Source organism: Hymenobacter roseosalivarius DSM 11622 (assembly GCF_900176135.1).
In the GTDB taxonomy this organism is placed as follows: domain Bacteria; phylum Bacteroidota; class Bacteroidia; order Cytophagales; family Hymenobacteraceae; genus Hymenobacter; species Hymenobacter roseosalivarius.
The window spans coordinates 13,350-28,140 of the sequence record NZ_FWWW01000055.1; the positions used below are offsets into that span (position 1 = coordinate 13,350).

At 54.7% G+C, this 14,791-nt stretch carries 15 protein-coding genes; 5 read left to right on the forward strand and 10 right to left on the reverse strand.

Going from position 1 to position 14,791, the window contains the following annotated elements:
* Positions 1–60: 60 nt before the first annotated feature.
* The gene (locus tag B9A24_RS07285) at positions 61–456 is read left to right on the forward strand and encodes a hypothetical protein (protein WP_143434815.1); all 396 of its coding nucleotides are present in this window, start codon (positions 61–63) and stop codon (positions 454–456) included.
* Between the two features lie 285 nt (positions 457–741).
* Here the strand turns inward: B9A24_RS07285 and B9A24_RS07290 are convergent, their stop codons facing one another.
* The 3 genes from B9A24_RS07290 to B9A24_RS07300 all read right to left on the reverse strand — a co-directional run bounded on the left by B9A24_RS07290 (position 742) and on the right by B9A24_RS07300 (position 4,204).
* Entirely contained in the window at positions 742–1,527 is a 786-nt protein-coding gene (locus B9A24_RS07290) for a peptidylprolyl isomerase (protein ID WP_159451978.1), read from the reverse strand.
* 251 nt (positions 1,528–1,778) lie between these two features.
* Positions 1,779–2,684, reverse strand: coding sequence for a manganese catalase family protein (locus B9A24_RS07295; RefSeq protein ID WP_084444521.1), 906 nt, complete (start codon positions 2,682–2,684; stop codon positions 1,779–1,781).
* A 323-nt stretch (positions 2,685–3,007) separates the two neighbouring features.
* Positions 3,008–4,204, reverse strand: coding sequence for a zinc dependent phospholipase C family protein (locus B9A24_RS07300; protein WP_084444522.1), 1,197 nt, complete (start codon positions 4,202–4,204; stop codon positions 3,008–3,010).
* Positions 4,205–4,429: 225 nt separating this feature from the next.
* Here B9A24_RS07300 and B9A24_RS07305 point away from each other — a divergent pair, with 225 nt between their 5' ends.
* Entirely contained in the window at positions 4,430–5,464 is a 1,035-nt protein-coding gene (locus tag B9A24_RS07305) for a hypothetical protein (protein WP_084444639.1), read from the forward strand.
* A 65-nt stretch (positions 5,465–5,529) separates the two neighbouring features.
* Here the strand turns inward: B9A24_RS07305 and B9A24_RS07310 are convergent, their stop codons facing one another.
* Entirely contained in the window at positions 5,530–6,204 is a 675-nt protein-coding gene (locus tag B9A24_RS07310) for a hypothetical protein (protein ID WP_084444523.1), read from the reverse strand.
* 138 nt (positions 6,205–6,342) lie between these two features.
* Positions 6,343–7,626, reverse strand: coding sequence for an amidohydrolase family protein (locus tag B9A24_RS07315; RefSeq protein ID WP_084444524.1), 1,284 nt, complete (start codon positions 7,624–7,626; stop codon positions 6,343–6,345).
* A 149-nt stretch (positions 7,627–7,775) separates the two neighbouring features.
* On the opposite strand from B9A24_RS07315, the gene B9A24_RS07320 reads away from it, so the two are divergent.
* Positions 7,776–8,033 carry an acyl-CoA-binding protein gene (locus B9A24_RS07320; protein ID WP_084444525.1) on the forward strand — a complete coding sequence of 86 codons (258 nt, stop codon included), beginning with the start codon at positions 7,776–7,778 and terminating at the stop codon, positions 8,031–8,033.
* Between the two features lie 133 nt (positions 8,034–8,166).
* On the opposite strand, the gene B9A24_RS07325 is transcribed toward B9A24_RS07320, so the two are convergent.
* Together B9A24_RS07325 and B9A24_RS07330 are read right to left on the reverse strand one after the other, a co-directional pair.
* The gene (locus B9A24_RS07325) at positions 8,167–8,388 is read right to left on the reverse strand and encodes a CDGSH iron-sulfur domain-containing protein (protein WP_084444526.1); all 222 of its coding nucleotides are present in this window, start codon (positions 8,386–8,388) and stop codon (positions 8,167–8,169) included.
* A 166-nt stretch (positions 8,389–8,554) separates the two neighbouring features.
* On the reverse strand, positions 8,555–9,076 hold the full coding sequence (locus B9A24_RS07330) for a GNAT family N-acetyltransferase (RefSeq protein WP_084444527.1): 522 nt from the start codon (positions 9,074–9,076) through the stop codon (positions 8,555–8,557).
* Between the two features lie 138 nt (positions 9,077–9,214).
* Between B9A24_RS07330 and B9A24_RS07335 the strand changes: the two genes are divergently transcribed.
* Entirely contained in the window at positions 9,215–9,874 is a 660-nt protein-coding gene (locus tag B9A24_RS07335) for a hypothetical protein (RefSeq protein ID WP_084444528.1), read from the forward strand.
* A 103-nt stretch (positions 9,875–9,977) separates the two neighbouring features.
* The gene (locus B9A24_RS07340) at positions 9,978–10,601 is read left to right on the forward strand and encodes a deoxynucleoside kinase (RefSeq protein WP_084444529.1); all 624 of its coding nucleotides are present in this window, start codon (positions 9,978–9,980) and stop codon (positions 10,599–10,601) included.
* Positions 10,602–10,682: 81 nt separating this feature from the next.
* Here B9A24_RS07340 and B9A24_RS07345 read toward each other — a convergent pair whose 3' ends face one another.
* The 3 genes from B9A24_RS07345 to B9A24_RS07355 form a co-directional block, all read right to left on the reverse strand.
* Positions 10,683–11,351: a DUF2461 domain-containing protein gene (locus B9A24_RS07345; protein WP_084444530.1), complete on the reverse strand. Its 669-nt coding sequence runs from the start codon at positions 11,349–11,351 to the stop codon at positions 10,683–10,685.
* 150 nt (positions 11,352–11,501) lie between these two features.
* On the reverse strand, positions 11,502–13,733 hold the full coding sequence (locus B9A24_RS07350; RefSeq protein WP_084444531.1) for a T9SS type A sorting domain-containing protein: 2,232 nt from the start codon (positions 13,731–13,733) through the stop codon (positions 11,502–11,504).
* Between the two features lie 223 nt (positions 13,734–13,956).
* Entirely contained in the window at positions 13,957–14,781 is an 825-nt protein-coding gene (locus tag B9A24_RS07355) for an MOSC domain-containing protein (RefSeq protein WP_084444532.1), read from the reverse strand.
* Positions 14,782–14,791: the final 10 nt, after the last annotated feature.

A 14,791-nucleotide genomic window follows, 5' to 3' on the forward strand; every position in this document is an offset into this window, starting at 1 on the left:
CCATAGTAGACCTCATAATAAGTAGAGGCTGTTATTAAAAATCGCCCCCCCCAGAAGCTTATGAAAAACCAATTGTTGTCGCGGCTACGGTATTTTTTGTCTGGTATAGTCTTCTTGCTTGTACTACTGGCCGGCTGTCAGAGTGCAGAAGAAAAGCTACAGGATCATCTTGCTAATCCGAAAACCGGTGATGTGTATGTGGTGAGCTACCAGCCCGCGGGCAGTACCAAGCCTAGTTATTTCTATTACCAGCTCGTCCGCTTCACCACCGATAGCGCCCATTTTCACCCTGCCCGCCGTGAAGTGCCTGCTGCGGATATAAGCCTGGAAAAGGAGCCGGATTTATTCAATCCTGATGCTATCAAAAGCTTCTCGCGCCAGGAGCTGCGGGAGTTTACCCAGGCCCAGCAAGGCGACGCCTATAAGATTCTGCTCACCACTATTCGCCGTGAGTAGATAAATCAGAGCATCAAAAAAAGTCAAAATAGCCAGTCATGCAGAGCGGAGCGAAGCATCTCGCGTGCTGATGCTGCTGTACAATAGGCGGTCATGCTGAGAAACCGAAGCATCTCTCCCGCTTCGGTTGATTAGTAATCAGTAGAGATACTTCGACAAGCGGACGCTAAATCAAGCATGGCCGGCTGCTTTAGTTCGGTTACCACTCCAACGACTGCACGCAAGGTACTTCGCTCCGCTCTGCATGACCGGCTGGAGTTAGGATGCTGGGGTCATGGTTCTATTTTACTTCTCTGCTACTTCCGCTTTGATGGGTACGTCTTTTAGCGGCCATTTATAAGGATCAACGGGTTCAGCGGCTATTTTATCAATTACTTCTAAGCCTTCTATCACCTCTCCAAACACCGTGTATTTGCCGTCCAGAGCGGGTACGCCGCCCACGCTGGCATACGCGCGAACCTGCTCGGGGGTGAGGGGCCGGCCGGCCATCTGGCGCGATTGATCGGGAGTAAGCTTTTCGCCTTGCACGAAGTAGAAGTCAGTAGAGGAGGAGCGGCGGTCGGGGTTCTGATCGTCGTCGTAGCGGGCCATGCCCAAGGCGCCGCGCTTATGAAAACGCTGGGGCCGGAACTCCGGGGGCAAACGGTAGCGGGCAATCCGAACAGTACGATTTTCGCCCCGTCCGCCCTGAATTGCAAACCCCTTTACCACGCGGTTGAACACGGTTTCATCGAACACGCCCCGGCGCGCCAACAACAGAAAGTTGGCTTTGTGGATGGGCGTATCATCGTAAAGGCGCACGCGCATATTGCCGTGGCGGGTACGGATAATCACCTCATCGGCGGGGTATTGCTGGAGGTAAGGAGTGAGCAAGGCAGCCACGTTGCTGTCGGCCAAGGCCGTGAGGTCGGGGCCGGGAGTGGTGAGTGCGGCGGGCGCTTCGGGCTCGGTGGGGGGCTTTTTTTCGGCTTGGCCGCAGGCCGTCAGTAGTCCGATGGTTAGCCAGCAAAATAGCGCCGCAAATCGATTGGCTGGGGGGCAAATTTGAGGGGTAGTAAAGGAAAAACGCATAAGACCGGATAGATACATGGGTCGGCTCCTGTCCACCGTCCGTTAGATGAAACCTAAAGCTAAAGATGTAGCGCGGAAATCAGTTCCGCGTCGAGCAACGCAAGAAACAACGCGGTGGCGCGGTACCGAATTATCGCCTATGGCTCGACGCGGAACTGATTTGCGCACTACATCTCACTATAAAAAAGGGTGTTGCCCTCCCGGAAGAAGGCAACACCCAAATCTAAGTAGCTGGCGCTAAATGCGGGCTACTACATTTTCATCCCCATTTTCTTGGCGATGTCCTTGAACATATCGGGGTCGTAGTCGTCGGCGCCGGGCGAGTTGAGCTGGGGCTCTTCTTCCAACTTCGGATACGGCACACCTTGGAAACCACCCTGAATTACCTCCAGCGGCTGACCATCCTCGGGGTGATTACCAGTCCAGATAATACCAGCCTGCTTATAATCGTCGGGGCTGAAGGTATAGAGCTTGAGGTGGAGCTTCTGCTGATCCTGTAGCTTTTTGGCTTCGGGGAAAGCGTCGTTGCTGAGCTCGGGCACGGGCACCAGCTTGGTTACTTCCACGCCGGTCAGCTTTTCAAGGGCTTTCGCATAAGCCACTACGTGCAGACCACCACGCACTAGCAGGTAGCCAATCATGGTGCGGGCGCAAGGGTCCGATACCATTTCGTACACTCGCATTTTGTTGGCGCGGGCACCACACTCCAAGAAGAAGTTATGCAGCAAATCCAGCTTCAGGTTGCCGCTGCTGAACACGTTGGCTCCCGTCCAGGGGTTGCCCATGGAGTCGACGGGCAGGGCTGTTTGGCCGCTGGCGATGAAATGATACGTGTTGCGGGCGTCGGTGGCGTCTTTGAGTGGCGCGGGCACCGGATCTTTACCGCGAACCGTGGTGCCGGTTAGGAGCAGATTTATAGCGTAAGATACGGCCTCGATGTGGCTATACTCTTCGGCCGCAATTGAGCAGGTGAGGTCGTAGAAGGGGCGGAGCCGGTCGCGGCCCCGGAAGTTGAACGACTGAAACGTGTAGTTCATCAGGGTCGACATCTCCCCGAATTTGCCCCCCAGCAGCTCCTGCACGGCGGCGGCATCGTTGGGCGAAGGATTCTTGGGCTTTGGCAACTCAACGGCCAGCCGATCATAGCGTAAGATCATAGCGGTAGTGTGGTGAAAGATGGAGTGAAGTGAAAGAATAGTGTACCCCGCCCAGCCCAAAAGCCCGACAAAGCCTACTTAACCTTACGGCTCAGTCTGTCCTTAGTTCCTTATAAACAATTGAAGCTCAACTATATGAAAATGAATTTCTTGGTGCTAACCAGCTGACTTTAACAGTATTCAAGTAATTACTGCCCGTATTTTGATCGTAGAAATTAACTTCGCTTACCAAATTGGGCTAAAAAAACTTCCCCCAACAACCCGCTTTAAGAGGCCATTGAGGGAAGTAGAATTACCTAATAAAAGTAGCAATGGGGGCAATTTTACCAGCCGTCGTCCGCTTTTTTGGCTTTGGCTTTGGCTTTTTGCTTCGCATTGCCGGCCTCTGTTTTTACTTTGGTCTTTACTTTTTTGGGAGCAACGGGCATAGAGGCTGGCTCCGGGGCCGGCACGACGGTAGGAGCCGGGGCAGCTTCAGCGGGTGCTGTCGTAGGCGTTTGGTCAGCAGAGTTAATTTCGTCGGCGCGCTCTACCGTCTTTTCCTTTTGCATGGCCAGCAGCATATTCTGCGGCACCAGCTCGTTCTTGTCCCAAAGCTTTAGCTCGGCGGCAAGCCTGGCTTTCTCCTCCTTGCCGGGCTTGCGGCTCATGAGCGCGTTGAGGTCGGGGCGGCCGGCATCCTGCCAGGCGGTGAGCCACATGGAGGCTACGGCCGTCGGGGCTTGCTTAAGCCGATACGCTACCATGCCGCCTACTTTGTCGTGGTAAGCATCAGCGAAGGCATCGGAGTAGGAGCGGCGTGTTTTGCCGTAACGGTGCGAGAAAGTGTATTTGGTTTCGGGGGTGAAGTTGCGGGTTACGACTTCTTCCAGATCGAATGTGGCCCCCAGAAAGCCATATGACTCCTGCACCACCGCCCAGATGGCCGCCTGTGGGTCCTTGATGTATTTAGCGGGCTTGCTATCCAGCTTGTACTTGGCAATGTGGCGCTCCGGCAGCTTCGATTCCCAGAGGCTGTGCATGCCCGTCTGGCCGCTGAGTTGGCCGTCATAGTTCACGGTAGTGTGCAGGGGCACATGGGCGTCGGCAATGTAGTGGCAAAGGTCGGCGGAGAGGGCGATGATGGCGGTAGTGTCGCGCTGGCGAAAAGCCTCCGTCAGCTTCTCCTTTACCTCCAGTACCGTCCACGGCACCGTGCCGTACTTGCGCAGGGTGTCGGCGGTATATTTGGCGGTAGCTTCATCCCAGGCCTTGGGCATGGCACCAAACGGGTCGTCGCCGAAGTGGTCTATGTCGATGAAGTGGCGCGGGGCCTCGGCCGGGTCGGCTTCGCGGCGCTCATCGGGTGCCACCGACTTCTTTACTATTTCATCCAGGTGGCGAAAGTAGAAGGCCTGCATGGTTTTGGGCAAAGCATACACGGCTACCTGAGCAATGGTTTTGTGGGCAAAAAAGCCCCAGCCATTGGATAACACCGGCAACACCAGCACCAGCGTAAGCGTGATAAAGAGTTTTTTCATAACGGCAGTGAAAAGCCCAAATAGAAGGATGCCGCGAAGTTCGGTATTTTTCGGAGTAGCAGATCAAAAAATGGTTAGGTAAAAAAGAACGTCGTGCTGAGCAGCGCGAAGCATCTCGCGGGCTGACGGCTGATTGCCATTCTAATTAAACATGCGAGATGCTTCGCGCTGCTCAGCATGACCGCCTTTCGCCTTTGGATAACCTACCTTGTCTCCGCCCTGCCCATGACCAAGATATCTAAGAAGAAAATTTACTACTCCATCGGTGAGCCGCTGCGGCACTACCTGCATCAATACGACCGCGAAACCCGCTTGCCTGTCACCTATAAAGACCTGACGCGCTTTAGTGCCGCCTTTCCGCTGTTGGATCGCAACGGCCGCGATACACTGTGGGAAACGGTTTTCTACGAGCCTTCCGCTTTGCAGGAGCTAGCGGCGGGGCTAACGGAAGTGTATGCGCTGCTGAAAACCGATGGCGACCTTTCCTTCAGCGAACATCTGCTCACGGATAGAATCGACTACTGCCGGTTCGGTAATTCTAATCCGTTTCGGGTGCGTATCGTCAATCAGTTCAATGACAACTATGACTATTTCTACGTGAAGCGCGCCGACGCCTCGCGGGTGTATGGGCTGGAGCTGGAGCATATTTTGTCGCCCAACAGCATCAATTATCTGGTCTGTGGCGATTCGCTCATTGAGGAACACATTGCCGGCATTCCCGGCGACGATTTCATTCGTGACCATTTGCAGCGGCCGCACCTCAATCAGGTTCGCATCGCGAAGGAGTTTGTCAAGTTTAATGAGCGCTGCTTTGCCCGCCTGTTGGGCGATATGCGCGCCTACAACTACGTGATTGACGTGACGCCCGACTTCGAGGACGAACAGTACCGCGTACGGGCCATCGACTTCGATCAGCAGAGCTACGAGGGCAAAAAGACCATGTATCTGCCCCAGTTTTTCAAGGATAACCGGGCCGTGGTGCAGCTATGCAGCAAGCTGCTCACGGGCGAAAGTATCCGTCAGTACCAAACCGAAGAGCGCACGCTCATGGCCCGCCGCGCCCGCGCCGAGCGCTACCGCCTCAAGGACCTGTTGGACTGCATGCGCCCCGACGAGCTATCGACACCCGAAAAGACAACGATTTTGCAGCAGGAGTTGAATCAGCACCACCGTACTACCCAGTTTAACCGCTGCCGCACCATGGGCGACATCGTGCGGCTGAATTTGCGACTGATGCTGGGCCGGCCGCGGCCGGAGTAAATTCACCTATGAAAAAGCCCCCCGCAACGTATTGCGGGGGGCTTTTTCATGAAACTGCTGACTATTTATTGTCCTAAGCCAATGCTCATGCCTAAGGAAATTTCCAGGCCGCCGGGGCTGACGGCATTTACCAGGTCCTGCATTTGCCGGGAGGGCCGCTGGCCGTTGGTGTACGTGATGGGGTCGCCGGTGAAGCGCGCGCCGTAGCCCAAGGTGCCAATAAGCCCAACGCGGCCCGGCTGCCAGCGCAGACCGGAGCGCAGGTTCAGCACGCCGCTCGGCGACAGATTATAGTAGACTTCTTCCTGCGAGGGCATGCCTTCATTCAAAGCAACCCGCACATTATCGACGCGCCCGGAGCGAGACAGGTTGGCACCGAAGTAGGGGGAGAGAGATTTGGCCGGGCTCAAAAAATGCCGCACGCCAACGCCAATTTTGCCCCCCATGCCCAAGCCAACGCCCGCATTCACATCCGTGCCGGCTCCAATCATGCGGGCGTAATAAAAGCCCAGGCCTCCGTACGGCCCGCCCCAGCCCAGGTCGATGCCCAGCGAGGAAGTGCGGTAGCGGCTCAGGCTGGTAGGCTGAGCGCTTGGCCCGGCCGCCGGATAGGCGCGCACAGCGGGCGCCATCGGGGAGGATGGTTGGGAGGGCGGCCGGGTATTTAATTCGATTTGGGCCAGGGCAGGCACCCCGGCAGCTATGGCCAATAGCGTAGCCACTTTCGTAAAAATCTTCATGCGATAAAAAAGGTAGTAAATAAATTTAGTGCAAAAAAAACCGAGGTTGAATCAACCATAATGGGTGCTGGTAGTAGCTCATTATAGCCGATTCAACCTCGGTTTTCAGTGCCTGAATCAGCCAGGCAAGCTTCATGCCTATTCCTGCTTAAATACTATGCCCTGCTTCATTACGAAACGTACGCGCTGCATGGTAGTAATATCCTGTAATGGGTCGCCCTCCACGGCTACGATGTCGGCGAGCTTGCCGGTTTCGAGAGTGCCGAGCTGGTCGCTCTGGCCCAGCAGGTCGGCGGCGTAGACGGTAGCGGCGCGCAATGCTTCGATGGGGGGCATTCCGGCCTCCACCATGTAAGCAAACTCTAGCCCGTTAGCCCCGTGGCGAAACACGCCGGCATCCGTGCCAAAGGCAATCTTGACGCCCGCCTTGTAGGCCCGCCCAAACGTGGCTTGCAGCTTCGGCCCGATGCTCTGGGCTTTGGGCGTTACCAGAGCCGGATAGTAGCCCACGATTTTGGCCGAGTCGGCCACCGACTTGCCGGCCGTAATGGTGGGCACGTACCAGGTGCCGTTTTTCTTCATCAGCTTCATCGTCTCGTCGTCCATGAGGGTGCCGTGCTCAATGCTGGTGACGCCCGCCCGGATGGCGCGCTTCATGCCTTCGGCCCCGTGGGCGTGGCAGGCCACTTTCAGACCCAGGTCGTGGGCGGTTTCCACGATGGCCCGGATTTCGGCTTCGGTCATCTGGGCGCTGCTGCCGTCTTTGGCCACGCTGAGCACGCCGCCGGTAGCGGTTATTTTGATAAGGTCGGCGCCGTTTTTATACTGCTGGCGCACAGCCTGGCGGCCTTCGTCGGGGCTGTTTACCACTCCGTCAGCCGGACCGGGGTTACCCATCAGGTCCTGGCGGTAGCCGTTGGTAGGATCGGCGTGGCCACCCGTGCCGGAGAGCGACTTAGCGGCCGTAAAGATGCGTGGCCCGACCACCTGGCCGCGGTTAATGGAGTTGCGCAACGCCACGTTCACACCCGAGCCGCCCAGGTCGCGAACGGTAGTAAAGCCCGCCATAAGGGTTTTACGAGCGTATTCGAGGGAGGCAAAAGCCACGTCGGCGGGATTCTGGATGAACTCGTCGAGCTGGTTGGTTTTGCTGGTCTGGTGCTCTAGATGCACATGCATATCCAGCAAGCCGGGCATCACGGTTTTATTCTTCAGATCAATCGTTTTATCTGCGCCGCTGCCGGTAGCGTAGCCATTTTGTACGGCGGCCACGCGGCCTTGCTCGACTACGATGGTCATTTCGGGCTGAATGCGGCCAGTACGTACGTCGAGCAGACGACCGCAGTGCACGTAGGTTTTTTGGGCGTGAGCGGAAGAGAGGCTTAGCAAAAAGCCCCCCAGCAGCGCGGTAAAAAGACGCATGGGGTAGGGGTTTGGTAGTGATGAGTGGGCTGATCCGGGCTTGCCTCATACATATCGGACAGCCGCGCTATTTGCAAGGTGCAGCAGAAAACCCGTAACTCGCAACTCTTAGCCAATAACTATCACTTAGACCTCCTAACCAGACCCTCATGGCCACTACCGAAGAGTTTGAAGCCGCTGCTCAGCGTGCTCAACAGCTGCCTGCCAAACCCTCAAACCTGGTTTTGCTCCAGCTCTACGCCCTGTATAAGCAAGCCACCGAAGGCGACATATCCGGCGACCGGCCCGGCGGCTTCGATTTCAAAGCCATTGCCAAATACGACGCTTGGGCTGGCATCAGCGGCAAGTCGCCGGACGCCGCCCGCCAAGAGTACGTGGATCTGGTAAGCTTTCTGGCTGACGCGTAAGTCACCCGTGGTCCAATCTGCGACAGCATGGAATCTCCTCCTCGATAAGATGAGTACCTGACCTATCCTGATTTCTACATAAAAAAAGCCCCCAGAACTGCTCTGGGGGGCTTTTTTAGTAATAGATTGTGCTCTACACTTTGGGCGCGGGCAAATCGAAGGCAGTAGCGTCGTGCTCGAAATGGCCTTTGTGCGAGCCATCGCAGAAAGGCTTGTTGCTGGAAAGCCCGCAGCGACAAATGCTGATTCGTTCGCGGCCGCCGAGGCCGTAAGCATTGCCTTGGGCGTCAACGAGTTCGATGTCACCCTCCACGCGGAGAGAACCGTTGCTGAGGACAGTGAGTTTAGTAGCCATATTTTGGTTGGTTGATGAGTTTTATCTGGTGGTGAAGCAATGCGCCGTTGGTGCCCTGGGCTTAGCAAACCATCTGCTATACGATTGAATACTGCCAACAAGTTAAGGTAATGTCGTTGCGCCGCCGCTTGCACCTCCGTGCATGGGCGCATCCCTGGGTACTTATTTACCGCAGCTCCTTACGCATCACGTAGTCATTCATCCAGTACGGCCCGATGGCAACATCTTCCTCCCGGTGCTGCTGGAAACCCTGCCGCTCGTAGAAGCTAATGGCTGGGTTATAGCGATTTACATTCAGCTCCAGGGCGTGGCCACCGGCGGCGCGAACAGCTTCTTCTACGGCCAGCACCATCTGCTGACCCAGATGCTGGCCCTGTTGGGAAGGCAAAACGTAGATTTTGTGCAGCTTAAAGCCGCCTACTGTGGATGCCGGCAAACGAGAAAAGGAGGCGTAACCGGCTGGGTGCCCATCGGTTCGCAACAGCAAAAACACATGTCCTTCGGTAGTCATCTGGCGTTCCAAGGAGGCCGGCGTATAAATGACGCGGTACATGTAGTCGATTTGCTCCTTCGAGATAATGAAGCGGTAAGTAGGCTCCCAGGTGGCTTCGGCCAGCTGAATAATAGTCGGGATATCAGCCAGGGTGGCCGGCTGAATGCTGACGGAAGCGGTATCGGTGGCGGACATAAGCTGCAAAAACGCAAATTTTAGGATAACAAACGTGCTTTCTTGCTAGCAGGGGGCTTTTTGGGACGGAAATTGTATTGTGCCAGCAATAAATTGCCCCCTGGGGGGCGTTTTTACGCTACTCTCTACTTAGCTACCATGAAAAATATTTTGCTTTCAACTCTCTTCGGAGCCACCAGCCTACTGTTCGCTCCGAGGACTGCCGCCGCCCAACAAACGCAGGAGCCTGCTTCTGCTACCAAGCCAGGTTCTGCCGTGGAGCGCGACCTGCGCCGTTTCAGTGATTGGGTCAGCGAGAAAGTGACGCGCGCTGAAGAAGGTGCCCGCCGCGAGTGGCCCAGCGTGATGGCCGACTACGACCGCCAAAGCGCCCGCCTCGACCGCGCCACCGATAGCTTGTCGGTGCAGTCGCGCCGCGAGTACGCCGCCCAAAAAGCCCGCTACCAAACCTGGTCTGCCGAGCAGCAGCGCCTCGATAGCACCGCCCGCCAACCCGAAACAGTCGCCCAAGTCCAGGGCCGCCTCTTGGGCGAAAACGTAAACATCAAGCGTGTCCGCGCCACTGAGTTGCCCGACCTCTACGCTCGGCTGCTGGAAACTACCCGCGACCAGCGCCGCCGCTGGACGGCCGCTGAGTGGAGCGAAGCCTCCGCCGTGCTGACCCGCCTCAATGCACGCTACGAGGAAGTACGGACTCAACTGCCCACCGAAGAGCGCCTGCGCGTACGGTCGTGGCAGGCCGAATTTCGCACGCTGGAGAAAGCCCGCGACGTGAAAGAAATCATCGATAACCGCTAAGCGGCTATTTGAGCAAGCTGACGCGGTTCGGGGCAGATAGTAGGTGGGCTTCGGTGCCGATGCGCTACTTTTGCGCCTCACATTTTAGCTGCCCACCTCGCTCATGCACATCGCCATCGTCGGAAACATTGGAGCCGGCAAAACCACACTGGCCAATAAGCTGGCGCATCACTTCAACTGGGAAGTATTTCTGGAAGACGTAGATGATAATCCTTATCTCAAAGATTTCTATGATGATATGCCCCGTTGGGCGTTTCATCTCCAGGTGTATTTTCTGAATAGCCGCTTCCGTCAGACCCAGCGCATTAAAAAAATTCAGACGGCGAATAAAGGCGTCATTCAGGACCGCACGATCTACGAGGACGCCCATATATTTGCAACCAACCTGCACCAGTCGGGCCTGATGGCCGAGCGTGACTACAACAACTATCGCGGCCTGTTCGACTCCATGATCAGCATGGTCGATCCGCCGGACTTGCTGCTTTATCTGCGCGCCGATTTGTCCAAACTTATCCAGCAGATTGAGCGCCGCAACCGCGATTACGAAAACAACATCAAAATCGAGTACCTCAAGCACCTCAACGAGCACTACGAACAGTGGATCGGGAGCTATAAGGAAGGCAAGCTGCTCATCATTGATGTAAATAACCTCGACTACGTGAACAACCCCGAAGATCTTGGCCTCGTCATCGAGCGCATCAACAGTACGTTGTTTGGTCTGTTTTAAAATGCTCATCTCTACACACAAAAAAGCCCCCCAGAACTGTTCTGGAGGGCTTTTTTGTGTGTATGAAAGTGAGTTTGGAGCCTATCCTTCCATTAGCGCCTGATTCAGAAAGTTTACCAACGGCTGGGCTGCCCTAAATGACGTTACTATCTCCTGCGCGAAGTTGGGCTTAAGCACCTGCGCGTCGGTGAAAGAGCGCGACACAAAGAAGTCCTTGAGCTTCAGCCATTCCAGGTCGGGGTCGTTCTTGTCGTAGCCTTTGGGCGGGCGCTGAAGCCGGTCGCCTTCCAAGCCGTCGGGGTAATAGTGGAGCATATCTGAATGCTGACGCAGCGCATGAAACGTCGGCGCATTGTAGTGTATCTCCTGGCGGATGCGCGCCACGGCCGGCGTTTCGGGCCGCCACTTGCCGGCTCCTACCCAGCTGGTGCCATTGGGGCCAACCGCCAGGAAATAGCCTGCCCAGGGTGAGTGCCGCCCATCGCGGGCAAAGCCCGCGCCCATGTGTTTTTTATAGGGCTCATTGCTTTGCTGAAACCGGTCATTCTTGTTGATCCGGTACTGACTGGCTGCCGCGGTATTGCCCGCCAATTCCGGCTCGAACTGCTGCAACCCTTGTAGCGCCATCTGCATCAACTCTGTAAATTCGGTCCGCGCCCGCTGGTATTCTCCACGATGGGCGTCCATCCAGGTCTTATTATTATTGACGGCCAGCTCGCGCAGAAAGCTCAAAACGGGGGCAAGATTCATTTGAGATTGATAAAAATGATATAACAATCTACTACGCAGCGCAGCCTCTATCAGGTAAAGCCATATCAAAAGCTGCGGGCAAAGGCTAAAAAAAGCGTCGGCGCCCTGGAAGCCCAGAACGCCGACGCAAAAGTCGGTGACAGCAAGCGGTTATTGCTTGATAAACCGCGCCTTGCGCACACCACGATCCGGGCCAAGTACCCGTACCATATAGACGCCCGCGGGCAGCGTGCTCACTGTGAGCGTGGTAGCAGTCTCGTCCGAGAACGTCTGGCTTAACACGCGCTGGCCACGGACATTGTAGATCTCAGTCGTGTGTTTACCAGCTCCCAGTCCGTTGAGGGTTAGTACGTCGGTGGTGGGCACGGGGCTCAGGGTGAAAGCTACCGCTCCCATTTGTACGGAAACCGGCTGTGAATACACCGACTTGCCGTCCAAGTCAATCTGGCGCAGACGATAATAGTTATTGCCTGCACCAGCCGAGCGGTCGAGGTAACTGTAGTTGTGGCGCTGATTGGTCGTGCCATTGCCGGCTACGAAGCTCAGGGTCTGCCACTCACTTTGGTCGGTGCGACGCTCTATCTCAAAACCTTTGTTCTGCTTTTCGGAGGCTGTGGCCCAACTTAGACGAACGGCATTGTTTTCAGCTTGGCCAGTGAAGCTGATGAGTTCGACAGGGAGAGGGTTGTTACCATCGGCGAGCGAGAAGTAGCCATCAAGGACAAGCTGCCCTACGAATGTTACGGTTCGGCTCGAATTATCGTGAGTGCTTTCGCCGGTGGTCACTGGCGCATAACCAAAGGTTCGATCAGCCGATTGATACAATTTCAGATTTTGAGAAGCACTATTACCTTCCCGTTCATTTGGGTTTCCCGCGCGATAGGTGAAGGCTATTGTAGTACCTACTGGGTTATCATTTGAAGCATTTACAAAGAAGCGACGACGAATAGTTTTGTTAGCAGTAGGAACACTGGTGGGAGCGTCTATACCAAAGCCACCGGTGATGCGCTGAACGAACACCGTACCCGGAAAGCGCGGGGCACTATTAGGCGATGTTATGGTCAGCCCAATGTCGCCAAACGTTGCGCTACCCGGACCCTGGATGGTTTTGGTAGACGTAACCATGCCTAACAGATAGCCATTGTCTTCCGTCAGTCGTCCAGTTGTTCCTAAATTCACTTGGCGAGCACCAGTCACCAGCGTTCCCCCATTCAAAACAAGCGCCGTTTCGATATTGAGGTCATTATTGCTCAGGGTCTTAATGCCATTGCCAAGAATAGTCAGCGAACGATAATCACCACCACTGATGGTCTGGTCGTTATTGCCCGTTAGGTTGACCGCCGCGTCAATATCAACAGATCCTGGATTATCAAACTCCAGATTTCCGCCAACTCGTAAAGTGCCTGCCTGATTTGTATAGCGAAATACACCGGAGTCGAAGACTCCCAAGTTGCTCGCTACGCTAACTGAAGCCGGTGAATCGCCTAAGTTAAGTGTACCACTATTCACCCGAAGGTTGCCCTGAATATTCCAAGTCGGATTAGGATTAGTACTGGTACTGGCACGAGTGATTAAGGCTCCCGGCGTGTTTAAAGTGAAGTCATAAACTGTTATAGGCCCAAAAGTATTCACACCGGTGCCGGAGTGTGAATAGCTGTCAACATTGTTTGGGCCAAAAGCTCTGGTATTACTTCCTGCGGCTGTGTTTAGTACAGTGAAGTAGCGAACGAAATTAGCATCAGTCCCAATAGTGGCATTTGAATCAGGCCTTCTACCTGGATTAAAATAGGGAACCTGAGCATATACAAAACCACTACCATTCGTAACGTAGCCAAACCAATTGAAGTTAGCTGGGCGGGAACCAGTAGTACTAATTTCTGACCAGGGAATAGAGAATTCCCGAACGTTGTTACTGTTGTTTGCTATGCTGCCAAACCCTGGTTTCTCGTCTGCCCAGCGACCAAGCTCTGCGCTGTATCTCCGAACTTCGCGATAGCCGTTAGCAGGTTTAACATATACAACCGCATCAGCACTGAAAGGCAAAGTACCGCTGGTATTATCGTAGCCACTACCACCCCTGCCAAATCCTTCTGTTGTACCTGCATTATTGACATTATTGACGATCATTGATCGATCAGGGTCCGTGTCAAAATACATAACTGTAGCCTCGCCAACCCCGGCAAACGTGGTAGCAACATACAGGTTGGTCTCGTCCCACGACATGTACCACGTTTGCTCGCCCGTTACATAAGAGGAACTGCCGTATTCATTTGGCGTGATTTGCCCATCAATAACAGGAGCCTGCGCCTGCGCCATCTGCGAAGCGCTCAGCGAGAAAAAAATAGCTCCTAAAGCTGTTAATACATTGGGTAAAAATTTCATATAGGCAATATTTGTTAAGGTTGTAACCCACGCAATATAGATTGCAAACTAGATAATGTTGTGCTTAAAAATTTATATATAACAAATAATCATGTTTAAGTGCAATTAATATCAAGCCATATATGCTTCTTATAAGCTCAACCCTAATAATTTTATCTACACTCTCATCCCTGTCTTTAGCACTTTACAATAATAAGATCAGAAACGGGCGAGCAAGCAATTGCTATTTATAGCTAACCACTGTCAGTCCATCGCCAATCCGGAGCCGACCATAGCCGGGTCCCGTAACGTTCTGGCCGAACATAACTTTACCCCCCAGTGTGCGGTAGGAGGCGAGCGTACGCAGCGTTTCGGGGTTCTTCTGGCCGGTTATCTGATCGATGGTCGTTACCACACATCGGTCACAAGCCGCTACAGCCCGAAAGGTCAGCTCGCCAATCCGGAACTCCTGCCACTCGTCCTCGGCATGCGCCAGTCCGCCACTAAACACCAGGTTGGGTCTGAAACGATTCATCGGCACTGGCTCAGTAAGGCGGCTGTTCAACTCATCCAATGAGCCTTGCCCGACAAGCAAAAACGGATAAGCGTCGGCGAAGCTCACTACCGCGTCTGCCGGATTAAGCGCAGGGTCGACGGACCGCATAGCCATATCCGACATATACACTAAGCGGCAAGTGCAGCCAAGCGCCTTTGAAAGCCACTCGTCGGCTGCCAGTTCACCACGCCAGGCAAATACAAAATCATCCCAAATGGTAACAAATAAGCTACGCTCGGGCCTGGCCTCAAAAGGCACAAACAGCGGCAATAAATCGGGGCGGGTGCGGTGCGTGATTAAGAAGCCATTGTGCGCCGGCGCCACCTGGAGCAGGGCCATCCCAGACGTCTGACGCTGCGTCATGAACTGGTTGTGCTCATTCACGATCAGCCAGCGCCGGTCGTGGCGCAAGCCGCGGGCTTCAATGGTCGCTTCTTGGAGACGAATGCCCCCCAGCGACTTAACGGGATAGATATAAAGATCTTGCAGATGCAGGGTCAGGGTGTCGGACATGCAACGAAAG